Origin of the sequence: Prauserella aidingensis (genome assembly GCF_024171865.1) — a bacterium.
Classification (GTDB): Bacteria; Actinomycetota; Actinomycetes; order Mycobacteriales; family Pseudonocardiaceae; genus Prauserella; species Prauserella aidingensis.
On record NZ_JAMTCN010000041.1, the window covers coordinates 1 to 26,802 of the forward strand.

At 68.6% G+C, this 26,802-nt stretch carries 22 protein-coding genes; 5 read left to right on the plus strand and 17 right to left on the minus strand.

What is annotated here, in order from left to right:
• Positions 1-43: 43 nt before the first annotated feature.
• Complete coding sequence (gene hxlA / locus LY13_RS24280; RefSeq protein WP_253830600.1) at positions 44-673, minus strand: 3-hexulose-6-phosphate synthase; 630 nt, start codon at positions 671-673, stop codon at positions 44-46.
• A 168-nt stretch (positions 674-841) separates the two neighbouring features.
• Here hxlA (LY13_RS24280) and rpe point away from each other — a divergent pair, with 168 nt between their 5' ends.
• On the plus strand, positions 842-1,522 hold the full coding sequence (gene rpe / locus LY13_RS24285; RefSeq protein WP_301299594.1) for a ribulose-phosphate 3-epimerase: 681 nt from the start codon (positions 842-844) through the stop codon (positions 1,520-1,522).
• 198 nt (positions 1,523-1,720) lie between these two features.
• Here the strand turns inward: rpe and LY13_RS24290 are convergent, their stop codons facing one another.
• Positions 1,721-3,169, minus strand: coding sequence for a DNA-binding protein (locus tag LY13_RS24290; protein WP_253830891.1), 1,449 nt, complete (start codon positions 3,167-3,169; stop codon positions 1,721-1,723).
• 619 nt (positions 3,170-3,788) lie between these two features.
• Between LY13_RS24290 and LY13_RS24295 the strand changes: the two genes are divergently transcribed.
• Both LY13_RS24295 and LY13_RS24300 read left to right on the plus strand, forming a co-directional pair.
• The gene (locus LY13_RS24295) at positions 3,789-5,183 is read left to right on the plus strand and encodes a DNA-binding protein (protein WP_253830892.1); all 1,395 of its coding nucleotides are present in this window, start codon (positions 3,789-3,791) and stop codon (positions 5,181-5,183) included.
• A gap of 84 nt (positions 5,184-5,267) precedes the next feature.
• Positions 5,268-5,669, plus strand: coding sequence for a VOC family protein (locus LY13_RS24300; RefSeq protein WP_253830893.1), 402 nt, complete (start codon positions 5,268-5,270; stop codon positions 5,667-5,669).
• A gap of 212 nt (positions 5,670-5,881) precedes the next feature.
• On the opposite strand, the gene LY13_RS24305 is transcribed toward LY13_RS24300, so the two are convergent.
• The 6 genes from LY13_RS24305 to LY13_RS26290 all read right to left on the minus strand — a co-directional run bounded on the left by LY13_RS24305 (position 5,882) and on the right by LY13_RS26290 (position 13,409).
• Positions 5,882-6,085 carry a recombination activating protein 1 gene (locus LY13_RS24305; protein WP_183659521.1) on the minus strand — a complete coding sequence of 68 codons (204 nt, stop codon included), beginning with the start codon at positions 6,083-6,085 and terminating at the stop codon, positions 5,882-5,884.
• 350 nt (positions 6,086-6,435) lie between these two features.
• Positions 6,436-8,115: a PQQ-dependent dehydrogenase, methanol/ethanol family gene (locus LY13_RS24310; protein WP_253830894.1), complete on the minus strand. Its 1,680-nt coding sequence runs from the start codon at positions 8,113-8,115 to the stop codon at positions 6,436-6,438.
• Between the two features lie 17 nt (positions 8,116-8,132).
• Entirely contained in the window at positions 8,133-8,588 is a 456-nt protein-coding gene (locus LY13_RS24315) for an MSMEG_3727 family PQQ-associated protein (RefSeq protein ID WP_253830895.1), read from the minus strand.
• A 512-nt stretch (positions 8,589-9,100) separates the two neighbouring features.
• On the minus strand, positions 9,101-10,180 hold the full coding sequence (locus tag LY13_RS24320; protein ID WP_253830896.1) for a sodium:calcium antiporter: 1,080 nt from the start codon (positions 10,178-10,180) through the stop codon (positions 9,101-9,103).
• A gap of 407 nt (positions 10,181-10,587) precedes the next feature.
• Positions 10,588-12,822: a catalase/peroxidase HPI gene (gene katG / locus LY13_RS24325; RefSeq protein ID WP_253830897.1), complete on the minus strand. Its 2,235-nt coding sequence runs from the start codon at positions 12,820-12,822 to the stop codon at positions 10,588-10,590.
• Positions 12,823-13,334: 512 nt separating this feature from the next.
• A complete protein-coding gene (locus LY13_RS26290; RefSeq protein ID WP_504965561.1) occupies positions 13,335-13,409 on the minus strand; it encodes a pyrroloquinoline quinone precursor peptide PqqA in 75 nt (24 codons plus the stop codon).
• A gap of 630 nt (positions 13,410-14,039) precedes the next feature.
• Between LY13_RS26290 and LY13_RS24330 the strand changes: the two genes are divergently transcribed.
• The gene (locus tag LY13_RS24330; protein ID WP_253830898.1) at positions 14,040-14,504 is read left to right on the plus strand and encodes a ribose-5-phosphate isomerase; all 465 of its coding nucleotides are present in this window, start codon (positions 14,040-14,042) and stop codon (positions 14,502-14,504) included.
• Positions 14,505-14,559: 55 nt separating this feature from the next.
• On the opposite strand, the gene LY13_RS24335 is transcribed toward LY13_RS24330, so the two are convergent.
• The 9 genes from LY13_RS24335 to pqqB form a co-directional block, all read right to left on the minus strand.
• On the minus strand, positions 14,560-15,645 hold the full coding sequence (locus tag LY13_RS24335) for an HAD-IIA family hydrolase (protein WP_253830899.1): 1,086 nt from the start codon (positions 15,643-15,645) through the stop codon (positions 14,560-14,562).
• A 127-nt stretch (positions 15,646-15,772) separates the two neighbouring features.
• Positions 15,773-16,804 (minus strand): fructose-bisphosphatase class II, encoded by a 1,032-nt coding sequence (locus LY13_RS24340; protein ID WP_253830900.1) that lies wholly within the window; start codon positions 16,802-16,804, stop codon positions 15,773-15,775.
• 147 nt (positions 16,805-16,951) lie between these two features.
• Positions 16,952-17,929: a class I fructose-bisphosphate aldolase gene (locus tag LY13_RS24345; protein ID WP_253830901.1), complete on the minus strand. Its 978-nt coding sequence runs from the start codon at positions 17,927-17,929 to the stop codon at positions 16,952-16,954.
• 62 nt (positions 17,930-17,991) lie between these two features.
• Complete coding sequence (locus LY13_RS24350) at positions 17,992-19,032, minus strand: LysR family transcriptional regulator (protein ID WP_253830902.1); 1,041 nt, start codon at positions 19,030-19,032, stop codon at positions 17,992-17,994.
• A 728-nt stretch (positions 19,033-19,760) separates the two neighbouring features.
• Positions 19,761-22,304, minus strand: coding sequence for an aminopeptidase N (gene pepN / locus LY13_RS24355; RefSeq protein WP_253830903.1), 2,544 nt, complete (start codon positions 22,302-22,304; stop codon positions 19,761-19,763).
• Between the two features lie 3 nt (positions 22,305-22,307).
• Entirely contained in the window at positions 22,308-23,423 is a 1,116-nt protein-coding gene (pqqE, locus tag LY13_RS24360; protein ID WP_253830907.1) for a pyrroloquinoline quinone biosynthesis protein PqqE, read from the minus strand.
• 5 nt (positions 23,424-23,428) lie between these two features.
• Positions 23,429-23,704, minus strand: a complete 276-nt coding sequence (pqqD, locus tag LY13_RS24365; RefSeq protein ID WP_253830904.1) for a pyrroloquinoline quinone biosynthesis peptide chaperone PqqD — start codon at positions 23,702-23,704, stop codon at positions 23,429-23,431.
• A 2-nt stretch (positions 23,705-23,706) separates the two neighbouring features.
• Positions 23,707-24,399 (minus strand): pyrroloquinoline-quinone synthase PqqC, encoded by a 693-nt coding sequence (pqqC, locus tag LY13_RS24370; protein WP_253830905.1) that lies wholly within the window; start codon positions 24,397-24,399, stop codon positions 23,707-23,709.
• On the minus strand, positions 24,396-25,316 hold the full coding sequence (gene pqqB / locus LY13_RS24375) for a pyrroloquinoline quinone biosynthesis protein PqqB (RefSeq protein WP_308216395.1): 921 nt from the start codon (positions 25,314-25,316) through the stop codon (positions 24,396-24,398). The genes pqqC and pqqB overlap by 4 nt, the downstream gene beginning before the upstream one ends.
• Positions 25,317-26,129: 813 nt before the next feature.
• Between pqqB and hxlA (LY13_RS24380) the strand changes: the two genes are divergently transcribed.
• Positions 26,130-26,759, plus strand: a complete 630-nt coding sequence (gene hxlA / locus LY13_RS24380; RefSeq protein WP_253830600.1) for a 3-hexulose-6-phosphate synthase — start codon at positions 26,130-26,132, stop codon at positions 26,757-26,759.
• The last annotated feature ends 43 nt before the right edge of the window (positions 26,760-26,802 follow it).

A 26,802-nucleotide genomic window follows, 5' to 3' on the forward strand; every position in this document is an offset into this window, starting at 1 on the left:
CTGTCGTGGGGGTGTGCTGTGGGCACACGCGGCCTGAAACGTGTCAGGCGGTGGCGCGCTTGCGGAGTTCGCGGGCGGCCACACCCGGGTCCGGGGCGTTGTAGATCGCTCCACCGGCCACCGCCACCGTCGCACCGGCCTCACGCACCGACCCGATCGTGTCCGGACCCACACCACCAGCGATCGAGAACGGCACCCCGGCCTCCCGACCATCAGCCAACAACTGATCGATCGAATACCCCGGCCGCGCCTGCTCGTCCAGACCCGCATGGATCTCCACGAACGACACACCCAACTTCGCCACCTCACGGATCCGAGCCACCCGGCCCTGCACCACCGTGATCATGTCCGCCACCACACTCTTGCCGTACTTGGCACCCGCAGCCACCGCACCACGCACCGTGTCGTCATCCGCAGTACCCATCACCGTCACCAGATCAGCACCCGCCTCGAACGCCAACCCGGCCTCCAACTCACCAGCATCCGCCGTCTTCAAATCCGCGAACACCAACTTGTCCGGATGCGCAGCCTTCACCGCACTCACCGCACCAATACCCGCCGACTTCACCAACGGCGTACCCAACTCCAAGATGTCCACGTGCTCGGCCACCTGATGCGCCAACGTCAACGCCGCCGGCAGATCCACCACATCCAACGCCACCTGCAACCGCACAACAAACTCCTCACGAAGAAACACAAAAACCGGACCCGGCAACAATCACCCACCACCCCGAAAAACCACAACAACCAGCACATAAAAAACCCCAACCCCCCAATACGAACAACCAATAACCGCACCCGCGAAACACTGACTATCATCGAAACCGTGGCTAATCATCCGTTGATCGCTCCATCCATTCTCTCCGCCGACTTCGCACGGTTGGCCGACGAAGTGGCCGCCGTCCAGGGCCCGCCGGGCAGCGGAGCGGACTGGCTGCACGTCGATGTGATGGACGCGCATTTCGTGCCGAACCTGACACTGGGGCTTCCGGTCGTGCAGTCGCTGCAGAAGAGCGCCGACCTGCCACTGGACTGTCATCTGATGATCGAGAACCCGGACCGCTGGGCGATCGGTTACGCCGAATCGGGCGCGTACAACGTGACGGTGCACGTCGAGGCCGCCGACGATCCGGTCAAGCTGGCTCGGGATCTCCGTGCCGCGGGGTCGAAAGCAGGTCTGGCGATCAAGCCGAACACTCCGCTGGAGCCCTACGTCGATGTGCTCAGCAGCTACGACACCCTGCTCGTGATGTCCGTCGAACCGGGTTTCGGCGGACAGAAGTTCATCGCCGACGTCCTCGACAAGGTGCGGAAGGCGCGGACGATGGTGGACACAGGCCACCTGAATCTCGTAGTGGAGATCGACGGCGGCATCAACGCCGACACGATCGAGCAGGCTGCGGAGGCCGGTGTCGACTGCTTCGTGGCCGGATCGGCCGTCTATTCGGCCGACGACCCGGGACGCGCCGTCGAGGGACTGCGCAGCCAGGTGCAGTCGGTGTCGTCACGGAGCCGGTCCTAGCGCCCGTTCGGCCGATCCCGGTCGTGAGCCGGCCTCGGCGCCGGCGTGTCCGAGACGACGGTCAGGAGCCACCGGTGCAGGACGTCGGTCCGGGGCATCGGTCCAGGGCATCGAGCGTCATCGCGGCCGGGTTCGCACAGCGCGTGCTGTGCGAACCCGGCCGCGATGACGTGCGCTACCGGCGTCGCCCGCCGGTGCTCAGACTCCGAGCATGCGCCGCAACTCCGGAGCGTGGCGCCGCGAGACGGGGACGAACTCGTGGGACCGCGAGTCCGTGATCAGGAAGAGTTCTCCCTTGATGCCGCGCTCGAGCTCGGCCACTCGCCGCAGGTTGACGAGGAACCGCCGATGCACCCGGCGGAACCCGTGGGGCGCCAACGACCGCTCGACGTTGTCCAGGCCGCGCGTCGACGCCTGGATCCGCCCGCGCTCCGTCACGAGCCACACGATGTTGCGGTCGGCCTCGGCGTAGCGGATCTCCGACGGGGCGAGCAGCACGAGGCGGTCGTTGCGGATCCCGATGATGCGCTGCGGCACCGACCCGGCACTGGGCTCCGAGTTCCCCTCGTACGGCTCGCCTTCCTGCATGCCGAAGTAGGCCAGCAGGCCGACGAGCCTGTCCGAGTCGACGACGGGCCGGAACGTCACCGGCGTTTCCTCGTCTCCGTTACCCAGCGGAAGGCAGGCGTAGCCGCTCCACTGCGCCGGTTCCCGCGCCCGCTCCTTGGCCCAACGGACCACATCGGACAGTCCCGGGATGTCCGGTGTCCACCGCTGGGCGGGCTCGATCGCACCCGCCACGACCGGGCTCTCGTTCGCCAGACCCAGCAGCGAGGCGGCGGATTCGTTGGCCGCGACCGCGTTGCCACCACGGTCCATCGCCATGACCGGGACACCGACCTCGCCGGCCTTCCTGTTGAACTCGGCCCACACCTTGTCGGTCTCGAACATGGCGCGCCGGTAGATCTCCGTCTCGACGCACCTGGCCGCCTTGCTGAGCCACGCCGGGGTCAGCGGCGACAACGACGCGTTCCACCGCGAGATGTTGATCGACGCCACCGGCGCGGAGGTCACGACGTCGCGAATGGAGATCCCCGCGCACGCCCAGCGGTGGAAGGCCTCACACCAGTGTTCAGGGCCCGTCACGGTCACCGGGCCCGCCACCTCGAGCGAGGTCCCCATGCCGTTGGTCCCGGTGCACTCCTCCGACCAGGACGACCACGGGGCGAGGTTGTGCAACTCGGCCCTCCGTTGCGCCGCGGGGTCGCCCCACGATCCCAGAACGCGCCCGTCACCGTCGGTCACGGTGACGACGGCGCCGTCCCTCTCGACTTCCCGGCCCGCCAGCGCGCCGAGCCCGCCGAGCGTCGTGAAGATGACGCCGTTGTCGAGTCGCTGAACGTCCTCGCACCGTGCGCCCGGTGCGACATCGAGCGATCGGTCCACCTCGTACCGGTCACGGCAGCGATACCACGACGCAAGAATCTCGGGCCGGACACCTGCCTCGACGTCTTCGCCTGCGGCGAAGTTCTCCCAAGCACGAGCCACTTCCGCCGAGGAAGTGGCTTCGAGGGAGTCATCCGATGCGTGGTCGAGTCGGGGGCGCCGACTCGGTGCGATCGCCAGCGGCGGCAAGCCTCCAGCCATGGTGACCTCCTTGTCATCCGCCGTCACGGGCCGCACTGGAACTCGGACCGCGGCCGTGACCGGCGACACAGTCTAACGCCGCCAGGTAGACGGCCTCAAGATCCGCGGCACTTCTGCCCCAGTGGTCCGGGCCGGTACGGCAGTGCGAACGCCGTGTCGCGACCACCTGCGATACGTCTGTCCGGCCCAGTCCGACCATGGGCCGAACGGCCGAGTCCTACTCGGTATCGGCGCAGGCGAGGCCTGCGTTCGGGCTTGCAGGCGACGTTCGTACGGAGTCTCGGAGACGTGCCGGCGGCGTTCTCGGTGGCGCAGGCGGACACCACACCCGGCCGTCGCCTGCGTCACTCCGACAGTCGAACGCGACTCCCGACGCGAACCGGCCGGACGCCGACGCGGCACTTACCGCTGCGGCGCCGACGGCCACCGGTGAGCGCCGCGTCGGGACCGTTCGTGGGACGTTCGGCCGCAGTCATCCCAGGCTGCTTGCTCTCCGTTCACGCCCGCGTTTAGCTTGCGTCCGGCGGAGGCGACGGGGCCCGGACCGAACACCGAGCGGGACGCGCACGGTCACCGGTCCCCGTGTCACCGGTCGGCAACAGACCAAAGGCGGTCTTCGATGACAGAAGTAGGCTGGCACGATCCGACATCTCCCGGTGCCGACAGCGCGACGGTGTACAGGGCGTGGGAGCGGTTCGTGCGAGGCGAGGACGATCTCCGCGGGGTGCGCCCGGAGATTGCGATCTCGTGGCACCGGTGCCGGGACCAGCACGGCGTCGACCCGCACCTCACCAAGGCCCCGGTGGCCGTCGCACAGGTCGACCACGCCCTCGAACACGACGTGGTGATCGCCGAACTCGGATTCCGCGCCGCCTCGCTGGCACACGAGGTCGGCAACGTCGGCGGGATCGTGACCATCACCGACGGCGCCGGCAGGGTCCTGGCTCAATGGGGCGATCAGACCACACGGAGCGTCGCGGCCGAAGCGAATCTCGCGCCGTGGTTCTGCTGGGCCGAGGGTGCCACGGGGACGAACGGCATGGGCACCGCGTTGCTGTCCTACACCCCCGTGCTCATCCGTGGTGCCGAGCACTGGTGCGAAGCGTTCCACGACTGGACGTGCGGCGGGGTCGCGATCCGGGACGTGGTGACCCGGGAGCCGGTCGCCACCCTCAACATCTCGTGCTGGCGCAGTGAACTCCCCGGCACCGCCGGAACGTGGCTCGGCAACGTCGCCAAGATGACGCAGCGCATTCTGCGCCAGCGAGCTCAGGACGACGGCGCCGAGCTCATCGCCGCCTACAGCCAAGCCAGATCCGGCTCGCGGGTGCCGCTCGCGGCTGTGGATCCCGCGGGCAAGGTCGTCCTCGCCGACGACACCGCCGCGGTACTCCTCGGCATCCCGGGGTCCACGCCCGCCGCCGACCCGGCCGTACGGTGGAAACCGGAGCTCCCGGAGTTCATCGGCGCCGCCCAGTACGCCGCCAAACAGGCGACCCACAATCCCGGCTGGGTCGGCTCCACCCAGATCTTCACCCGCCTCGCCGACGAACCGACCTCGATCACGTTCCGGCCGGTGTTCCTGTCCGGTCACCTGGTCGGGAATCTCGTCTCGTTCGGCCTGTCCGACGGCGACCCGCTGCCCCGTGCGGTCGACGACAGCACCCCCCGGACCCAACCGCAGCGTCTCGTCGGCACACGTGAGAACCGGATGGTGTTGCTGCGCCTTCCCGAGGTCTCGTTCGCACAGTCCGACGGCAGTGACGTGTGGCTGTCGACGGACCAGGGGCGGTTGCGCGCCGCCTCGCCGGGACTCGACAAGCTCGAGACGGAACTCAGCGACGCCGGGTTCCTGCGGGTGCACCGCCAGTACGTGGTGAACCTCAGCCGAATCCGCGAGGTGGAGCGCCGAATCAAGGGAGAACTGTGTCTCGTCATGGACGACGAGGAACACACGATGGTCCCGGTCTCCCGCCGGAACACCCCGGCGGTACGGCAGCTGCTGGAAATCTGACGACCCCCAATCCTTGCCGGGTCCAGGATCGCCCGTCGGTTGCCCACCCGAGTACCCGAGCGCGAACGACAGAGGAGAATTCGAATGCCGTTTCCCGGACTGCAGCACGTCGCGATCACCGTCAGCGACCTGGAACGCAGCACGACCTGGTACTCGGCGCTGTTCGGCGCGGAACCCGTCCTGGACGAGGACGAGGAGGGCGGGCGCTACCACCACGCCGTCTACGCCCTCGACGGCGGAACGCTGTTCGGTCTGCACACCCACCAGGGACGGGAGTCCGGTGAACGCTTCACCGAGGAACGCACCGGCCTCGACCACATCGCCTTCGGCGTCGGATCCCACGCCGAGCTCGAGCAGTGGGCCCGGAAGCTGACCGAGTTGGGCATCGCGCACGACGGCATCAAAAAGGCCCATTACGGCAGCGGAGTGTCGTTCCGGGACCCGGACGACATCGCCCTGGAGTTCTTCGCCCCACCCGGGAGCTGACCGGCTGCCGACCCGGCCGCGCGTGAGCCCTCGAGTGCCGGGCGCGGAACGGGGAAACCCGGAGCGGAAGACGAGCCCGGTGAGCCGGCCACGGCCGGGTCACCGGGCTCGGCCGCCTCCCGGAGTCCTGCCGTCTCCCCGGAGCGTCGGCCGTAGCCCGGGTGCTGCCGTACGCCCAGGGTGCTGCCGACCCGGCCGCGCTCGAACGCGCGTCAGCCGCGGAATTTGTGCACGTCGCACGCGCAGTACATGAGACCGCACGTGAAGCAGGCGGGCTTGCCGACGCATTGGATGCAGGGGCCGCACTGCACCGGCTCGTTGTGCCGCGCCAGGTCGCCGGATTCGTACGAATCCCCGCAGTAAGGGCACGGCAGTCGCTCGGTGTCGACGTTCTGGGGGACCGACGACTGGTTCATCAGCTCACCTGCTTCTCGTTCGTTCCGTCATCGGCGTCTCGCCGGGCAATTCGCCGCCATACCTTCGGAATCCGTGTACCGCAGGAAACCGCGGACCACCGGAAACGGCGTGCCACGGGAAAAGCCGCAGACGCGGGAAACCACACCACGCCTCACGCGTGGCTCTCCTGACGACGTGAAACACCCGCTCGGCGATCGAACCGTCACCGGGACGATTCGATCACCGAGCGGGTGAAAAGGCAACCGAAGGGCGGTCACCGCTGCTCGGGTATCGGTGTCACCTTCCGCGGCGTGACACCGTGGAAGCGGTCACCGCGGAGGTGCGCCACCGTCCGCGGTGACCGCCGGTCTCACAGGGAGAAGGTGATCAGCGAGGCACCCTTGCCCTGGCCGGACATCCCGGGAACGATGCCCTCGAGCCAGCCACCCCAGCCGACCGGCACCGTGATGTACTGCTTGCCGTCGACGGTGTAGGTGCTCGGGCTGCTGTGGTGACCGCTGCCGCACTGGAACTCCCAGAGCTTCTCGCCGGTCTCGGCGTGCAGCGCCATGAACTCACCCGTCGGCTTGCCCGCGAACACCAGGTTGCCCGCGGTGCTGAGGGTCGACGCGGCCATCGGGATGTCCATCCGGTAGCGCCACTTCTCCTCACCGTGGGAGTCGAAGGCGCTGACCGAACCGGCCATGTTGTCGACGTCGACCTCGACGGCGGCACCCCAGTACGGCATGCCCTCCTTGAACTCGCGGCGACGGCGGGTGGCCGTGGCGCCCACGTCGGCGACCGGAACGTAGAACAGGTCGTGGTCCGGGTTGTACGACGCGTGCGTCCATTCCTTCGCACCGGCGGGACCGGGGAAGAAGTGGCAGGGCTCGCCTTCCTTGTCCGGGTACTTCCGCGGCATGAACTTGCCGTCGCGGGTGATGGCGCCCCAATCGATCCGGTCGACGAACGGCGTCACGTGCTGCAGTTCGCCGTTGGTGCGGTCGAGGACGAACATGTACCCGTTCTTGTCGAAGTGGGCCAGCAGCTTCTTGCCGTCCCGCTCGAACAGGGTCATCTCCATGGTGGAGTCGTAGTCCCACAGGTCGTGGGGGGTGAACTGGTAGTGCCACTTGATCTCGCCGGTGTCCACATCGACGGCGACGACGCTGTCGGTGTAGAGGTTGTCGCCCGGCCGGACCTCACCGTCGAAGTCCGGCGCCGGGTTACCGGTGCCGGCGTAATAGAGGTTCAGCTCCGGGTCGTAGGTGCCCGTAACCCAGTGGTTTGCGCCGCCACGGGCCCACGCCTCACCGTCGGCCGGCCAGGTGTCGCTGCCGGGCTCGCCGGGCTTCGGGACGGTGTAGCAGCGCCAGCGCTGTTCACCGGTCTCCAGGTCCCAGCAGTCGATGTGGCCCCGGACACCGAACTCGCCACCGGCGGAACCGGTGATGAGCGTGTCCTTGACGACCAGCGGAGCGAGCGAGGCGCTCTCACCCGCACGCACGTCACCGATGGTCTTCTGCCACACCTTCTCGCCGGTGGTCGCGTCGAGTGCGACCAGCTGGGCGTTCTGGGTGACCATGTAGACCTTGCCGTTGGCGACGGCGCAGCCACGGTTGACGTTGGCGCAGCACAGCGTCACGTCGAACGGCACCGCGTGCTTGTACCGCCACAGCTGCTCACCGGTGGTCGCGTCGAGGGCCCAGATCACGCCGTCCCAACCCGTGACGAACATGACGCCGTCGACGACCAGGGGGCACGCCTCGAAGGCGTAGGTCGACGTGGAGGCCATCATGCCGGTTGCACTCGACTGGTGGATCCAGGCGACCTTCAGGTCCTTGACGTTGTCGACGTTGATCTGGTCGAGCAGGCTGTGCCGCTTGCCGTCGTAGTCGCCGTAGTAGGTGATCCAGTTGTGCGACTCGCTGCGCGCCTGGAGGATGCGGTCGTAGTTGACGCCACGCGTCACATCCGGCGCGCGGTGCGGCAGGCTGGAGAGCTGGCTGTGATTGATCGCCTCGCCGGCATCGACGTATTCGATGGTCATGATGGGTTCCTTACCTTTCAGGGGCGCGGCTGAGCGGGTCGGTCGAGCTTGGCTTCCGGCGGCACCTCGCCGCCCACCACGATGGCGGCGGTCAGACCCCGGCCCTCGTCGTTACCGGCGGGCGAGCCGTACCAGTAGTAGCCCGGGCCGTCCAGCTCGAGCGTTGCGCTACCCTTCGAGTGGTTCAACAGACCGATGAACTTCCTGTCGCCGTTGCTCGGCAACAGGCACGCGTGCGTGTTCTTATCGTCGTTGATGATCGTCAACTCGAGGATCCCGCCGTGCGGCAGGAGCAGCACCCCGGGCTCCCAGGCCAAAGCGTCCTCGGGGATCCGGATGGTCGCTTCCATCGTCCCGTCGGCCCGCTCGGTCGCCTTCTCGATCGAACCAGATCCCAACACGGCACCGATGGTTGCCTTGTTCTGTCCGCCGATCTCGGCCAGGAGCGCTTCACGGTCCTCAGCAATCGTCACCGGACTTCACCTCCTTGTGAGCATGGAATGACGTTGACTGACAGGTTTCGCGGAACATGCCGTCGAGGGCACGAGCACCGGGTCCGTTCGGGAACTCCCACGTGCCCTCCCGCGCTGCGCCGCGGTGGAATCCAGCGCGGCACCACGATTACAGGTACCGATCGCATGTCGAATTTCGTTGCCGTGCCTGTAACGACGTCGACGCTACACATCGGCAAGCCATTTCCATATCCCTCACCACCGACCGGCTCACCACCGCCGCTCCCCGGCGGGGAGATACCGTTCGTGCGACGCCGCCGCCGGCGAGAGTTCCCGCCGCGCGGCCTCGTCGCGGGTGCCGCACCGGAAGAACCGTTCCGGACATCACCGAGACGGACCATGCCCGCCGTGCAAGATGCACTGCGACACCTCCAAAACTCGACACATCCGGTCCACAATGGACGCAATAAATGCTCTTAACCGCCCGGCGTGCCGCACAAGGCGCGCCGGGCGGTTACGGGTACGCGGTACCGCTAGTCCATCTCGACCGGAACGATGCCGAGGAAACCGAAACAGACCGCCCAGTACGCGACGTAGAGAACGAGCAACATCACGCCGTGCCAACGGCGTAGCCGTCCGGTGGACAGGAAGTACGCGGACAGCATGGTCAGCAGCAACAAGGCCGGCATGTGCACGGTGAACACGCTCGAGTGCACCATGACGCCACCTGCCAGCAGGATGATGCCGAGCTTTCCGGTCACCGAGAACACCACGCTGCCGATCACGTTGGCCACACCGATCTCCGGTGCACCACGACGAGCCGGCTCCACCGTCAGGAATATGTCCTCAATGGTGAGAACCAGAGTGGCGATCGTGGCACCGAAGAGCGTCGCCTCGAGCCCGTACTCCTCGAGAATTCCCTCGGTTCCCTCGCCGGTGGCCCAGGCGCCCGCGACGACGCCGACCAGGGCGACGACGGCCAGCCCCAACCCGGCCCATCCGTTGAGCCTGCGGGCCTCCGAGAACGGCATCGCGTCCGAGAAGCCCCGCCCCTTCGCGGGATCCTCCGGAGGTTCCTGCGTCCGAGGGGGTGACACCAACGTCGCGGTGCCTCCACCGCTCTCGCGTGCGGCCGCGTAGGACTCGTAGAGCTCGGCGTCCCGGAAGATCGGGCGTTCCCCGCGGGTCTCGCGCACCACCATGTAAGCCAGGAAGGCGCCGAACACCAACACCAACACGACGCCGCTGACCGGATTCAGCGGGGCCAGCGCCACGAACCCGCAGACCACCAGCGGCGAGCAGGCGTACAGGATCAGGTAATTGCGTGGAATGTTGACCTTCGACGGCACCAGCAGCGCGGCCAGCGCGAGCACCACGCCGGGCAGTGAGAGCGCGGTGCCGAACACCAGCCCCAGCGCCGCCCCGTCGAGGTCCTCCATGTTGAGTACGAGCCCGAGCGCGATGTCGTCGAACTCGATACCGGTGAAGACGATGGCGAGCAGGAACACCGATATCCGGAGTCCCGCGGCCACCCCCACCAGGTATCCGATCAGTTTCTCGGCGCTGTAGATGAGAATCGCAGCTCCGACGACGAAAAGGGCGATGGATTCCATGACACCTCGAACTTCTTCGGTCTCGGCGGACGGAACTCGCCACCGGGCGGCGAGCGTTGTCCCACTTTCGCGTTACCCCGGCCGAGGGGCAACGCTCGAGGCACGGGCGGGCGGGATCGCACAACGGACGGCGGTACCGACAGAACGAGCGGAGTCGCCTCGATGGACGTCGCCCGCGCCGGCCGAACGGCTGATGGCGAATACGCGCCTCACCTGCGAATCGTGCGTGCGGGAAGCCGAATCGAACGGGCGGGACGGGCGACCGCCGAGTGCGGACGAGGCGCTGTCGGCCCTGCACCATTCGGCCCTGCGCCATTCGGCTGCCGCACCATTCGGCCCTGCACCACGAAATCAGTCGCGGACACGGGATTCCGCCCGGTGTCCGCGACTGATTGGTACGACGAATATCAGTGAAGGTCGAACCGGTCGAGTTCCATGACCTTCACCCATGCGGACACGAAGTCCCGAACGAACTTCGCATTCGCGTCCTCGCACGCGTAGACCTCGGACAGGGCCCGCAGTTCCGAGTTCGAGCCGAAGAGCAGGTCGACCCGGCTCGCGAACCACCTCACCTCTCCGGTGCCCCGATCGCGTCCCTCGTAGTTCTCGGGGCCGTGCCGCTGCTCGCTCACCACCCACTCGGTTCCCATGTCCAGCAGGTTCACGAAGAAGTCGTTCGTCAGCACGCCCGGCGCCGAGGTCAGCACTCCGCCCCGGGTGCCGCCGTGGTTGGTGCCGAGCACTCGCAGTCCGCCGGTGAGCACGGTCATCTCGGGCGGACTCAGGGTCAGCAGGTCCGCCCGCTCGACCATCGCGTGCTCCGGCGGCAGTCTCAGGTCAGGGCCCACGTAGTTCCGGAAGCCGTCCGCTTTCGGCTCCAGAACGCCGAACCACGCGACATCCGTCCATTCCTGGGTCGCGTCGGTGCGGCCGGGCCGGAACGGCACCTCGATCTCGTGCCCGCCCGCCGCGGCGGCGTGCTCCACTGCGGCACAGCCTCCGAGCACAATCAGGTCCGCCAGGGAGATCCGCTTGTCTCCCCGGCAGGACGCGTTGAACCGTTCCCTGATGGACTCCAGCACGTCCAGGACCACGCGCAGCTTCTCGGGTTCGTTGACCGGCCAACCGCACTGCGGCTCGAGTCGGATGCGCGCCCCGTTCGCGCCGCCGCGCTTGTCGGTGTCGCGGTAGGTCGACGCCGAGGCCCATGCGGTCGTGACGAGCTGCCCCGTCGTGAGTCCCGATGCGAGCAGTTCACGCTTGAGGACGGCGACGTCGTCGGCGTCCACGAGTTCGTGGTCCGGCTCCGGAACCGGATCCTGCCAGATCAGCGGCTCGTCGGGGACCAGCGAACCCCGATAGCGGCGGACCGGTCCCATGTCGAGGTGCGTCAGCTTGAACCACGCTCGCGCGAACGCGTCCTCGAACTCGTCCGGATGTTCCAGGAAGCGCCGGGAGATCGGCTCGTAGACCGGATCCTCCTGCAACGACAGGTCCGTGGTGAGCATGACCGGGTGGTGTTTCGTGTCCGGGTCGTACGGGTCCGGGATGGTGTCCTCGCCCTGACCGTCGGCCGGGATCCACTGCCACAACCCCGCGGGGCTGAGTTCGATGTCCCATTTGTACTCGAACAACGTCTCGAAGAAGGTGTGGTCCCAGGTCACGGGCGTGCGGGTCCACATCCCCTCGAGCCCGCTCGACGTGGTGTCCGGCCCCTTGCCGGTGCCGTGCGAGCTGGACCAGCCCAGGCCTTGCGCGTGGAGCGGCGCGGCCTCCGGTTCGGGTCCGAGTTCGAGAACCGGGTCCACGAGGCCGTGGGTCTTGCCGAACGTGTGGCCGCCGGCGATCAGCGCGACCGTCTCCTCGTCGTTCATGCCCATCCGCTGGAACGTCTGGCGGATGTCGCGGCCCGCGAGCACCGGGTCCGGGTTCGTGGCCGGCCCCTGCGGATCGACGTAGATCAGCCCCATGTCGCTGGCGGCGAGCTCCTCGTCGAGTTCGCGCCGACCGCTGTGCCGTTCGTCGGCCAGCCACTTGTGTTCCGGACCCCAGTAGGTGTCGTCGGGCCCCCACACCTCGTCGCGGCCGCCGCCGAAGCCGAACGTCCTGAAGCCCATCGACTCCAGCGCCCGGTTACCCGCGAAGATCATCAGGTCGGCCCAGGAGATCTTGCGCCCGTACTTCTGCTTCACCGGCCAGAGCAACCGGCGTGCCTTGTCCAGGTTGCGGTTGTCCGGCCAGCTGTTCAACGGGGCGAAGCGTTGCATTCCGGCCGCGGCCCCGCCCCTGCCGTCGCTCATGCGGTAACTGCCCGCCGCGTGCCAGGCCATGCGCAGCACAAGAGGGCCGTAGTGCCCGAAGTCTGCGGGCCACCAGTCCTGCGGGGTCGTCAGCACCTCGTCGACGTCGCGCGCCAGCTCGTCGAGATCCAACGTGTCGAACTGCTCGGCGTAGTCGAACTGCGCGCCGAGTGGGTCGGTCGAGGGGCCGTGCCGACGCAGTTTCGTGACGTCGACGCGATACGGCCACCAGTCGTTGACGTCGCCGCTGGCCGTCGGGTGGTTCCTCCGGCGGTCCGGCTTGCCCTCGCTGAGGACCTTGTCGTACGTGCGGTACACGTGAGTGTCGGGATTCTCCGGCATTGGTGTCCTCCCACATCGCACCGAGCGCGAGCGTTTCGCTCGCCTCGACACTGCGCGCCGGGTGGCCGGCACACCTGCCCGGTGTTCCGGCCGCCCGTGACCGCCGCGGCCGGTCCCCGTTGCGGGGGTCGGCCGAAGCGGCTGCTCACCTCGAACGTACTGCGCTACTCGCCGGTCGGCAGTAGGTGAGCTGAACAGGGTCGCGGCACCGACCGGCCATATGCCGCGGAGCAGGCGTGCACGCCGAACGACGCCGGCGGCCACCCGATGACGAACCGCTGTCCCACCGTGGCTGTCCCACCGTGCTCATCAGTGGCTCGTTTCCGCCGGATTCCCCCACCCGCTTCCCTGCGGTACGAGGGGCGGCCCGGCAGAGACGTGGTGCAAGGCTCTGCGAGCGGTATTTCTTCCGCACGCGGAGCCTTGCACCAACGTAGCCGTGGTCACGGCGGGCCGTAGCCGCCCGCCGAGATCACGCGAATTCGAGAAACACGGTCAGTGCCGCGCGATCGTCAGCCCCGGTAGAAGTAACCGGTGGCCTCAGCGCACACCTCGACGACCGTGTATTCCGGCGTTTCCCACATCATGTTCATCCTCCTCGTGTTCGGCATACCCGTTGACCGGACAGCATGATCCGCCGGTTTCGAGGCCACCACCTCGAAACGTCACGGCTCGAACGAGCATCCGCGACGGCTCGGAGTTCCTGCAACAGAGATAGGACCAGTGGCCGGTAACCCGTGCCGAACGGCGGCGCGCGCGACATGATCGGAGTGACCGCCGTCACCAGCGGTGCACCCGCCCGCAACCCCGCGGTCACGACGCACCGCGGTACTCCGCGACAGCCCTGCGTACGGGCATCAGCCGGCCGGCAGGGGACCGTCCCAGGTGGGTGCCCACGCTGAGTCACGGCCAACCTCGATGCGGCCCTGCCATCACCCGATCGGACCAGCGTGGGTCTTCCCGTGGCGCTGTACGGACACGACGACGCCGGCTGGGCCGCACCGATCGGACCCACCGGACACGGACACGAGGCCTGCAGGCCGATCGACGACACGATTCGCCGCACACCGGCGCGGCACCGGTTCGAAGTTCGACCACGGTTCCCGCCCGCGCGGCGTTCGACGTAACTACCACAAATTGCTTCTCATAGCGAGATGCAATGGCGATCGGGCGACTACAGAACCGCTTTTCGGGGGATTCCGGACTAGAATGACCGCGTGCGAATTTATCTCGGATCCGACCACGCCGGTCTCGAACTCAAGGAACATTTCGCGAAACGGCTCTCGGGCCTCGGCTACGACATCGTCGACGTCGGGCCTGCCGTCTACGACGCCGAGGACGACTACCCGCCTTTCTGCATCGAGGCGGCGCGCCGTGTCGTCGCGGACGAGGGCAGCCTCGGCCTGGTCATCGGCGGCTCCGGCAACGGCGAGCAGATCGCCGCCAACAAGGTGCCCGGTGCCCGCGCGGCACTGGTGTGGAACGTCGAGACCGCGAGGTTGTCCCGCAGGCACAACAACGCGCTCCTGGCGGGCATCGGTGCGCGGATGCACACGACCGCCGAGGCCGAGCACATCGTGGATGCCTTCCTGACCACCGAGTTCGAAGGTGGCCGGCACCAGCGCAGGATCGACCAGCTGGCGGACTACGAGCGCTCGGGCGAGCCGCCGGCTCTGCCCTGAGGATCAGCGCCTCCGGCCGGTGCCCCGAGACCGCCGGCCGGAGGCGCGCCGTCCCTCACGGCGGCGCGGCGATGCCGAGCCTGCGTTCGACGTCCTGCCACGCGGCGGCGTCCTCGGCCAACGGCCTGCCCTCGTCACGTGCGGCCCACGCCGTGGCGACGACGGCCTGCAACAGCGCGCCGTCACCGAAGCCGTTCCCCGAACCGTGGCCGACCCCCGGATGGCCGTCACGCGGCACCCGTGGAACGCCGCCGGGGCCGAGTTGGAGCAGGTGGGCCGCAGGCCACGCAGGCACGGCAGGCCCCGGCGCGAGCAGCCCGCCCAGGTCGGCGGCGACGTACGTCGGGCGCAGCGGCCGCTCGGCCAGTGCCAGGTCGCGAAGCCGCGACGAGCCGCTCAGGACGAACAGCGAGTCGAGACCGGCCGCGTTGGCGCCTTCGATGTCCGTGTGCAGCAGGTCGCCGCACACCAGCGTGTCCTCCGGCGCGCTGCCGAGCCGCGACCGTGCCAGGTCGAACAACGCCGGTTGCGGTTTGCCGACGACGTGCGGCTCCGCGCTGGTCGCAGTCTGCACGAGGGCGACCAGCGCGCCGTTGCCCGGCGCTTTTCCGTACGGTGTCGGCAGCGTGAGGTCCAGGTTCGTGGCCACCCAGGCCGCCCCGCCCTCGACCACCCTGCCCACCGCGGCCAGCTCGGTCCAGGTGATGTCGGTGCCCAAGCCCTGCACGACCGCCTCGACCGGCGCGTCGTCCAGATCGGCGACGCGGACGGGGGTCAGTCCCGCTTCGGTGAGCGCATGGGCGACACCCGGCCCTCCCACTGCGTACACGCGCGCGCCCTGCACCAGCCGCTGAGCCAGGTGCGCGGCCGCCGCCTGCGAGCTGTTGACCACCGACCACCCGCCCGGCGGCAGACCGATTCCGCGGAGGTGATCGCCGACGGTCTCCGGTGGCCGGGACGCGTTGTTGGTCGCGAACACCACGGGGACGCCGTCGGCCCGCAACCGGGCCACCGTCTCCACCGCGTGCGGGACCGCCGTGGCGCCGCGATACACGACGCCGTCCAGGTCGCAGATCAGGCCACGGTAGCGAGCGATGAGGGGCTCGGTCCGGCCGGCCGGGGTGGTTATCTCTTCCGTCATGCGTCGCTGCGCTCCTCCTGCCTGCGGCCGAACGGCACAGGCGTGACATGGCGGCCGAACCACCGGGACAGCCGCGAACGGTCGCTCCGGCGTCGCTCGTCCGCGGCCGGGTTTCCGGACGGCCGGGTCAGCCGTCCGCCCGGTGCTCCGACCGGACGGACCGGACGATGCCCGGGTTCGAACACATCACCGTCGACTCGGTCGTCGTGAAGTCCGGGTAGTGGCCGACGCCGCGCAACAGCTCGTTGCCGGTCACACCCGTGGCACAGAACAGGATTCGTTCGCCCCGCACGAGGTCGTCGGTGCGGAGCACGCGACCGGTGTCCCGCCGCACCTGATCCCGGGGATCGGGCCCTTCGGGGCGGAGGAGTGCCTGTACCGCACCGCCCATGCAGGACAAGGCGGCCGCGGCGAGCACGCCTTCCTCTCCACCGCCGGTGCCCAGCAGCACGTCGACGGAACGCTCGGGGTGTGCCGCGGCCACAGCTCCGGCGACCTCACCACCCTCGACCAGGTGCACGCGCGCGCCCGCGTCGCGGATGTCGCGGACCAGGTCCCGATGCCGGGGCCGGTTGAGTACGGCGGCCGTCACGTCCGAGGTGCCGACTCCCTTGACCGCGGCGATCGCCCGCAGGTTCTCCGCCACCGACAGGCGGATGTCGACGACGTCGGCGTAGTCGGCGCCGACCGCCAGCTTCTGCATGGGCACCGCCGGTGGCGGGTCGTACATCGCGCCGCGCTCGGCCACGGCAACGGCCGTGATCGCGTGCGGCACGTCCCTGGCAGGTGACAACGCGGCGTCCCCGGCGGAGACGGCCACGTCGCATGCCGGGCCGGTCCCGTCACCGACGTCGGCGCCCTTCGACAGGGCGGGTCTGCCCCCCGCAGACTGCTCGCCGACCACGACGACGCCCCGCATCGGCACCGGAAGGATGTGCTCGCGCATGGCCGCGGCGGCCGCCGCCTTGCCCGCGGCCTCATCGCCGTGGCCGACCCACCTGCCCGCGGCGATCGCGGCCGCCTCGGTCACGCGCACCAGTTCGAGCGCGAGGCCGTGGTCGGGCCCCCCTGCGGGGGCCGACAGCGTCGGACCCGAGGGACCCGACTCCGGGCCGGGACGGCGGGCACGTTCACGCATGTCCCACTGCTGACTTCTCATCGACACCCATCCCCTCGGGCCTGCGGCCGCACGTACCGGGTCGACACCTGTGCCCGGTTCCGGTTCTCCGGCCGGGCCACCGAAAAAGCGGTTGACCGGATCGCCGCCCGTGTCGCCGATCCGGTCAACCGCCGGTCTCCTCAGAAGTCAGCGCGCCGACGCGTTCGCCACGGCCCGCTCCGAGAGCGCCTGCTGCGCGGCGGCCTCGTTCCCGTTGTCGCCCCGCCACGTCTCGAGCGCGGGGCCGACCAGCGCCCTGCCGAACGAGTACGTGAGCTCCCAGGGAAGCGACTCCAGCTTCTGCATCGCCGCGAGATTCTGCGTCGCGACCTCGGGGCGCTGCCCGCCGGACAGGAACGCGATGCCGGGCACCGACGCAGGCACGGCCGCACGCAGCGACTCCACCGTGGCGTTCGCGACGTCCTCGACCGACGGCTGCTCCGTGCTCTCCGCCCCGGCGACGACCATGTTCGGCTTGAGCACGATGCCGTCGAGCTGCACCTCCATGAGGTCGAGCTCGGCGAACACCGTCTCCAGCACAGAGGTCGTCACCTCCTGGCACTTCGCGAGCGAGTGGGAGCCGTCCATCAGCACCTCGGGCTCCACGATCGGCACCAGGCCGCCCTCCTGGCAGAGACCGGCGTACCGGGCCAGGGCGTGGGCGTTCGCACGCACCGCACGGTCCGTCGGCCTGCCGTCGCCGATGTCGATGACCGCACGCCACTTGGCGAACGTCGCACCGAGGCGCACGTACTCCTCGATCCGTTCCCGCAGCCCGTCGAGGCCCTCGGTGACCTTCTCGCCCGGCGCGCCCGCCAGGGGCTTCGCGCCCGTGTCGACCTTGATCCCGGCGAGGATGCCGATGTCCCCCAGGTACTCGGGGAACGTGCGTCCGTTGGACAGCTTCTGGTGGAACGTCTCATCGGCGAGGATGATCCCGCTGATCGACTCGGCGAGTTGCGGGGTCGTGACGATCAGCTCGCGGTAGAGCCGCCGGTTCTCCGCCGTCGCCTCGACTCCGACCTTCTCGAGTCGGGAGGACATGGTCCCGATACTCTCGTCGGCGGCAAGGATCCCGCGCCTGTTGGAGACGAGCGTACGCGCGATCTTGTTCAGAACTGACATTGAGTTTTGATCCTCCTGGCTCGGTGCCGAGAGTTCGGCAGGTTCACGAATTGTTCGGCATTTCAGGTCATCGTTTCCATGGACGGCGAACGTAAGTACATGGTTTTTGCGGCATTCGCCTCCGCGATCACGTTGCTTCCGAGCTCCGAAACGCCGTCGACAGGCGGTAACGGACTTCCCTTCTTCGCGGCGATCTCGACGAGCTCACGCGCAGGGCCGGGCAGTGGCCTGCTCTTGCTCCACGCCGCGTAGATCGGCTTCGCCGGCATCTCCCGGTCGAGCGGAACCCAGCACAACCTGCCGTCCGCGAGTTCGGACCTCACGGTGGACACGTTCAGCACCGCCACGCGCCTGCCGTCGGCGATCGCGTGCTTGATCGCCCCGCTCGACGGGAATTCGAGGTAGTTCCGCGGCCCCGGGGCCGTTCCCAGCATTTCCTCCGTGAACTCCCGGATGGCCGAGCCCCGCTCACGGACGACGAGCTGGGCCTCGGCCAGCTCCTGCACCGTGACGTGGCCGGGCCGGTCCGCCCACGGATGGCTCGACCCGACCACCACGGCGAGCCTGTCGTCACAGATGTACTGGGCGATCAGGTCTTCACGGGACTGTTTCGGCACGAGGCCTCCGGACTCGCACCAGCCGTCGATGAAGGCGACGTCGACGTGGTTCGCGTGGACCAGCTGACGGAGCGCGTCGACCTTGCCGGTCTGCACTTCCACGCGCACCTCGCCGAACGCGGCCCCACCGCGGCTGAGCCATTCGGGAATCAGGTTCTCCGAGATTCCCGGACTCCCCGCGACCCGGAGGCGTTTCGCCTCCGACGCCGACGAGCCGGACCCGAACTCGAGCAGTTCACGCGCAGCATGCATGACGTTGCGGGCGTACTTGGCCAGCGTCTGGCCGTCCTCGGTGAGCTTGGAACCGGTCGGCGAGCGCTCCAGCAACCGGATCCCGAGGCGCCGTTCCATGGCGCTGAGCCGGATGCTCGCAGCAGGCTGCGACAAGCTGTGCGCTTGGGCGGCCTTGCCCACGCTGCCGTAGTCCTCGACCGACAGCAGCAGATCCAGGTCGGCGAGCTGCGGCATCTTCGACGGGAGAACCACGATTCCACCTCTCGTTCCATCGGACGTCGCCGGTACCGCTTCGGGTCGGGCCACCCGGCACGCCACGTGCCGGGAGCCCTGCGACGCTTCTCGAACACCGCACATCGATTGCGGGCGAGTCCACCGAACTTCCGGCGAGCAGGCCTCGCGTCACGTCCAGTCCGTGTCACCGCGTATCCGTGTCTCGGCACGCGTGTCGGCGACGGTGTCCGGTGTCCATTCGTGCATTCCTCGACCTGCAGCCGTGGTGACGGCTGCGCGGCGAGGTGTCATGAGCGTGCACGGGCGCCGAACGGACCGTCAATCGGTTGTTCACGAACGCGCCGCGCGCCGACATGAACGGCGGGAAGCCGGTTACCTACGGGCCGCCGCACATGCCGGGCGGTTCCGCCGAATCGCCTGCCTCACGGCCTCTGCGGACGGGCCCCGCACGGACGGAACGTCCGTCCGAACGCGCCCGAACCCGTTCGAGCAGGCCACGATCCCAGCACGATCGCCCTGCCATGAAACGGAAAACTTGGTAACCCCAACGGAAATCGGCTCACCCCGCCCAGCTGTGAGACGCTCTCGCGTTTCGCCGGAAAGCTGAGCCCTCCCGGCGATACCGTGGCCACCGTCCGGGCCCCCGGTCACGGCCACGGTGCCGTCCGGCATCGACCTACCGCCACTCGTCGCGCGGCGATGGCCGAATGTCGGCCGACTGCGCGACAATGCGCGGCGAGCGGCGGTCAGTGCCGTGCGTCCGCCGCGTCGCACGCGCGTGCGGACCGGATGACGAGCAGCTCCGCACGCTCCTCCCGGATCACCTTCAGCACACTCTCCGGAAGTGGCTTCCGCGCGAGAAACCGGTCCGTCTCCTCGAGCACGCGCTCCTCCACCTCGGTGAAACAGGGGTAGAGCATGCGGGCGAACGACGACAGGAACTCCGTCTCAGCGGTGCCGGCGAGGGACTCCAGCGCATGCCAGTACCGGTCCGCCAACGGGGTCAGCAGCGGCTCCTGCCCCGGTTGCCGCAGTCCTGCCATGATCGCCTGTCGCTCCGCGAGCGAGTGGTCCCCGCTGAACAGCCGTGTCCACGCCTTGTCCTTGGCGGCCTGCGACGGGCACGCCGCCTCGGCGGTCAAGGCGCTGCGCCTGCCGTAGTCGCCGGGATCGGCATCCATCGCGACGTCCACCAGGCCGTCGGCATCACCTCCGGTCGCGGCCAGCCGGACCAGGGCCCGCCACCGCAGGTCCCTGTCGACCTCCAGGCCCGCCCACGGCGACCGGCCGCACACGATGTCGCCGAGCAGGCCGTGATCGTCGGGGGAGACGACACCCACCAGAGCCCGGGCGAACGCCAGTTGGCGATCGCTCCCACCCTCGGCACACACCAGGTGTTCCCGCAGACTCCGCACCAGCACCGCCGCCGTGTCGTGTCCGGTGACGGGATCGCCGTACACCAGCAGTGCCCTGGAGGCCCGTTCCAGGAGGGCTTCGAGGACTCCGACGTCGCGCTCCCGCGTGCCGTGGGCGAGCACCGCCGAGGCGTAGCTCCGCGCGGACAGGCGGGCGTCCTGGACCTCGTCCCACAGCGATCCCCACACGACCGCTCGCGCCCGTGGGTCGTCCACTGCAGACAGACTTCGCAGTGCCGTCCTTCGGGATCGGGAGTCCAATCTGGTCTTGACGTGACTCACGGCGTCGGCGTTGGGAATCACCAGATCCGGTTCGGTGCCGCCGAATTCCGGCAGGCCGCGCTCACAGGCCGCCGGGTCGACCGACACGTCGACGGGCGCCCGCGGAAGCAGTTCCGCACCGCGGTAGTCGAACGCGGCAACCCTGACGGTCAGGTGGCGCGGTTCGGCCCGCTCGTCCGTGTGCTGCACCAGCCGGTCACCGCCGGTACCGCGGCGCACCTCGACCGTGTTGATGCCGGGCCGCAGCAGCCATTCGTCGACCCACCGGTCGAGGTCCTCGTCGGTGAACCGGCGCAGCGCCACCACGAAGTCGTCGAGACCCGCGTTGCCCCACGCGTGCGTCCGCAGGTAGGCGCGTACCCCCGCGACGAAGTTCTCCCACCCGACGCGTTCGGCGAGGTCGTGAAGCACCGCCGCGCCCCGCCGGTACACGATCGGCCCGAAGTTCGACCGTGCGGCGTCGGTGTCGGCGGTGCCCACACGGATCGCGTGGCTGGTGGGCAGCTGGTCGGCGCGGCGCGCCAGCGGCAGGTCGTGGTGCGCGAACGACGTCCAGCCCTCGCCGTACGGCGTCGCTTCCGGCTGCGCGACGACCGCCAACATCGTCGCGAAGGCCTCGTTCAGCCACAGGTCGTCCCACCAGCGCATCGTCACGTAGTCGCCGAACCACATGTGCGCCATTTCGTGCGTCAGGAGGGAGGCTCGCCGCCGTCGCGCGTCCTCGGTGACCCGGTGCCGGAACAGGAATCGCTCGTTGAGCGTCACACAGCCCGGGTGCTCCATTCCCCCGAACGCGTACTCCGGGGCGAAGACGTGGTCGTACTTCGCGAACTGGTACGGCAGGCCGAACAGCGTCTCGTAGAAGTCGAGGCCACGGCCGAGCACGTCGAACAGCTCGGGCGCTTCTGCGGTGAGCTCGTCGTGGAGCGAGGGGCGCGCGTACAGGGCCAGCGGAACGTCACCGTGCCGGGAACGCAGCACCCGGAACGGGCCCGCGGCGAAGGCCACCAGGTACGTCGGCAACGGTGGTGTGCGCGCGAACCGCCACGTCGCGCGGTGACCGCCGGACGGTGGCGGCTCCTCGGGGTCGGTGTTGGAGACGACCACCCACGACGGATCGACCGTGAGCGTCAGGTCGACCGTGGCCTTCAGGTCCGGCTGGTCGAAGCACGCGAACACGGTGTGCGCCGCGAACGGTTCGAACTTCGTGTGCACGTACACGTGCCCGTCGAGCGGGTCCCGGAAGTGGTGCAGCCCCTCCCCTGTGTGCGAGTAGGACGCGGAACCGGACACCCGCACCGAGTTCCAGCCTTCCCGCACGTCCACGCGGACGCGCCGGCCGTCGAAGGCCTCCGGACCGGAGCGGCGGCCGTTGCACTCGACCGACTCGACCTCCCCCACGAAGTCGAGGTGGACGACCGTGTCGCTCGAACTCGCATGGAACCCGGCGACCGTCCTCGTCCGGAACGTGTCCTCTCCCGTCGTGAGATCGAGTTCGACCTCGTAGTGCAGATCGGAGATCACGCCCGATCGGGCCACGGCCTCGTCGTGTGTCAGCGCACTGTCCGCCGCGTCGCGGCCACCGCCTCCCATTCGTCACGACCTCCGCGCCGACACGGTGGGCCTGCGGTAGACGAGCTTCTCCCCGTCCGCGTCGCCGTCGGCGCCGTTGGCACCGTCGTTGGCCCGGTCCAGCGCGTCCTGCACCAGGTGATGGTCGGGCGAGTGAATGCACACCGGGTCGGTACGACCGGCATCGCCGGTCAGCGCGAACGCCTGGCACCGGCAGCCGCCGAAGTCGAGTTCCTTGCGGGAACAGCTGCGGCACGGGTCCGGCATCCAGTCCGTTCCGCGGTACGCCTGGAACGCCGGGGAGTCCGCCCAGATCCACTCCAGATCGTGGTCCCGAACCGACGGGAACTCCATCGTCGTGATCTCCTCCGCGACGGGACACGGGTAGACGCGACCGTCCGGCGCGACGGTCAGTGCCGTCTGTGCCCATCCGCCCATGCACGGCTTCGGGTAGGGCTCGTAGTAGTCGGGCAGAATCCAGAGCAGCTCCATCCGCCCTTCCAGTTCCGCCTTCCGCCGCTCGTACACGCCGACCGCCTCGTCGAGCTGCGTCTTGCTCGGCAGCAACTGCTCACGGTTGCGCAGCGCCCACCCGTAGTACTGGGTGTTCGCCAGTTCGAGCCGCTCGGCGCCCCACTCCACGCAGACGTCGATGATCGCGTCGAGCCTGTCGAGGTTGACCCGGTGCAGGACGACGTTCATGTTCAGCGGCAGCCCTGCGTCGCGGATGATGCGGGCGGCCGCCTCCTTCTTGTCGAACCGTTTGCTCGCAGCGACGAGGTTCGTCGACTCGGCGGTGTCGCCCTGGATGCTCAGCTGAGCGCTGTTGAGCCCCGCCGAGACGAGCGATTCGGCTCGGCTCTCGGTGAGCCCGAGACCGCTGGTGATCAGGTTCGTGTACAGCCCCAGCCCTCGGCATTCGGCCACCAGCGTCTCCAGATCACCGCGCACGAGCGGCTCCCCTCCGGAGAAGTGGACCTGCAGCACGCCGAGTTCGGCCGCCTGCCGGATCGCACGCAGCCAGTCGTCGGTGCCGAGCTCACTGCTGCGTTCGTACAGCTCCACCGGGTTCGAACAGTAGACACAGTGCAACGGGCACTGGTGCGTGACCTCGGCCAGCAGTCCGAACGGTTGCGGCATCCCGGTCATGTGACCACCACCCAGCCTCGTCCTCTCGCGTCCTTCAGAAAAGTCATGACGTCGTTCACCAGGTCGGTCGCCTCGAAATCCCGCTCGAGCTGTTCCACGACCTGCTGCACGGTCCGGTTGCCGTCGCAGAGTCCGAGGATCGCCGCCCCGGACTTGTTCAGGAGCACGACCCGCTCCGGTAGCAGCAGCAGCTCCACGTCGCGGACGTTGTCGTGTCTGAGCATCGCCTTGCCTGCCAACTTGGGCACGGCCGCCAGTTCGCTCTCGTCCATCGTCAGCTCTTGCTGTACTCGAGTTGCACGGCGTCCAGCAGGCTCCAGAGCACGTCGCACTTGAACTCCAGCGCCCGCATGCAGGCGTCCTGCTGCTCGGCCGTCGTCGCGTTCTCGATCACCAGCTCGAGCAGGTGCGCGATGTCCTTGGGCTGCTGCGTGAGCCGCGCCCTGAAATACTCCAGGCCCTCCGACGCGATCCACGGATAATGCCGCTCCACGTCGGAGATGCGTTTGCTGAGCAGGTCCGGGGCGAACAGTTCGGTCAACGCCGACGCCACGGACTCCAGCCACGGCCTCCGTCGGCAGAAATCCACGTAGGCGTCCACGGCGAAGCGCACCCCCGGCAGCACCGATTCGCCGTCGAGCAGTTCCTGCCTGGTCAGGCCGACCGCTTCACCGAGCCTGATCCACTTCTCGATCCCGCCCTCGTCGCCGGTGCGGCCGTCGTGGTCGATGATGCGCTGGATCCACCGCCTCCGGTCGTCGCGGCCCGGCAACTTGGTCAGGATGAACGCGTCCTTCACCGGAAGGTTCACCTGGTAGTAGAAGCGGTTCCGCACCCAGCCGCGAAACTCCTCTTCGGACAGAGTGCCCGCGTGCATGCGTTCGTTGAACGGGTGCAGATGGTGGTACCGCTGCTCCCCGATCGCACGCAGCCGGGACTCGAATTCCTCGGCGGACCGAGCGTTCATACTTCCACCTCCAGGCCTGCCCGACCGACCTCGATACCCAGGTCGGTCAGCCGGCGCCGTTCCTCGGAGTCTTCGTCGAGAATCGGGTTCGTGTTGTTGATGTGGGTGTAGATCTTCCGCCGTGCGGGCAGCTGCGCCAGCCTGCGAGCCGACCCGTCGTCGCCGCTCACCGGCATGTGCCCCATGGAACGCCCCGTCCGGCCGCCCGCTCCCCGGCAGGACATCTCGTCGTCGGTCCAGAACGTGCCGTCCACGAAGACGCAGTCGGCGGAGTCGACCTCCTCGGCGAAACTCGCGTCCCATCGCGGCAACGTCGGCGCGTACACGGCGGTCCCTCCCGTCACGGTGTCCTCCAGGCGGTAGCCCACCTCCCAGTCCGACGGGCCGCGCGGCGACGACTCCCCGACGTACCGGGGTGCCTTGGAGCCGGTCAGGAAGGCGGTGGCGCGCAGCCGGTCGTCCAGCGCGACGGGTTCCCCCACGCCGACCAGTGACCAGGACAGCTCGGCGTAGTCACCGAGCAGGTCCCGGATCGGGAAGTGCAGTCGCAGCGCCTCCAGCACGGGATACGTGCCGTACACGGCCAACGACGACTCCTCACGCAGCATGAGGAGGCCGATGGTGTGGTCGAACTCGGCATCGGTCAGCAACACACCCGCGACCGGTGTCTCCCGCACTCCCGGTCCGGGGTGCAGTGCCGGATCCGCCGCGATCTGGTGGTGGACGTCCGGCGTCGCGTTGAGCAGAAACCACCGGTCGCCGTCACCGGACACCGCGATCCCGGCGTGTTTCGTCGCGAGTTCCGGTGTGGCGCGCGCCTTGCGGCATCCTTCACACGCGCAATTCCATTGCGGATAACCTCCGCCTGCCGCAGCTCCGAGGCAATGAATAAACACAGTGCGAGAACAATCCTTCACAGACGACGGATGCGGCGACGGGACTGATCGAGATCCGCTGCGCGTGGGCCGACCGTTGTCGGATCCTCCGCGACGTGATCCCGCGGCCCCGGGTCCCCTTCGTCGGCTGATTCAGAAGCGTGTCGCCTCATGGCGTCCTCCCTCGCATTCGACCACAGACGACGGCCGCCGAATGGGCGGCTTCATCGCCGGCGGAGGGTCGAGGCAGGGCGATCATCCGGAATCGTCGCACTGCGCTCGGCTTGTCGCCTTCCAGCTTCTTCGTCCCGGCCGGGCGTGACAACGGATCAGGCATGACCGGGGACGAATCACTGACGAACGGTGGGCAGGCCGTCACGGGCGGACCGCGGCGTGTGCCGGACGATCATCGGGCCACAACCGGCGCCGACACCCCCGTTGCCCAGGCGTTTCGCGAGTCGCCCACCGGCGATGACTCGAACGGAGCAGCGAGGGGCGAGGCTCACGGCCACGACCGCCGGAACGGACGAACGGAGCGGACGAGCGGTCCGGCCGCGGCGCGGCGGTCCCCGTGCGGACGGACCCTCGCGAGCCGACCGCCCGGCGGCCCTGCGTGCAAGGCGGGTGCGGCCGAAGCACATCGGCCGCACCCGCCGGTACCCGGCAGTACCGCACGCCGCCATCGGACGCGGTTTCCAGTCTGATCCGAACCACCTCGACAGCGGAATCCCAACGGTTATTGGTTGTTCGTATTGGGGGGTTGGGGTTTTTTATGTGCTGGTTGTTGTGGTTTTTCGGGGTGGTGGGTGATTGTTGCCGGGTCCGGTTTTTGTGTTTCTTCGTGAGGAGTTTGTTGTGCGGTTGCAGGTGGCGTTGGATGTGGTGGATCTGCCGGCGGCGTTGACGTTGGCGCATCAGGTGGCCGAGCACGTGGACATCTTGGAGTTGGGTACGCCGTTGGTGAAGTCGGCGGGTATTGGTGCGGTGAGTGCGGTGAAGGCTGCGCATCCGGACAAGTTGGTGTTCGCGGATTTGAAGACGGCGGATGCTGGTGAGTTGGAGGCCGGGTTGGCGTTCGAGGCGGGTGCTGATCTGGTGACGGTGATGGGTACTGCGGATGACGACACGGTGCGTGGTGCGGTGGCTGCGGGTGCCAAGTACGGCAAGAGTGTGGTGGCGGACATGATCACGGTGGTGCAGGGCCGGGTGGCTCGGATCCGTGAGGTGGCGAAGTTGGGTGTGTCGTTCGTGGAGATCCATGCGGGTCTGGACGAGCAGGCGCGGCCGGGGTATTCGATCGATCAGTTGTTGGCTGATGGTCGGGAGGCCGGGGTGCCGTTCTCGATCGCTGGTGGTGTGGGTCCGGACACGATCGGGTCGGTGCGTGAGGCCGGTGCGACGGTGGCGGTGGCCGGTGGAGCGATCTACAACGCCCCGGACCCGGGTGTGGCCGCCCGCGAACTCCGCAAGCGCGCCACCGCCTGACACGTTTCAGGCCGCGTGTGCCCACAGCACACCCCCACGACAG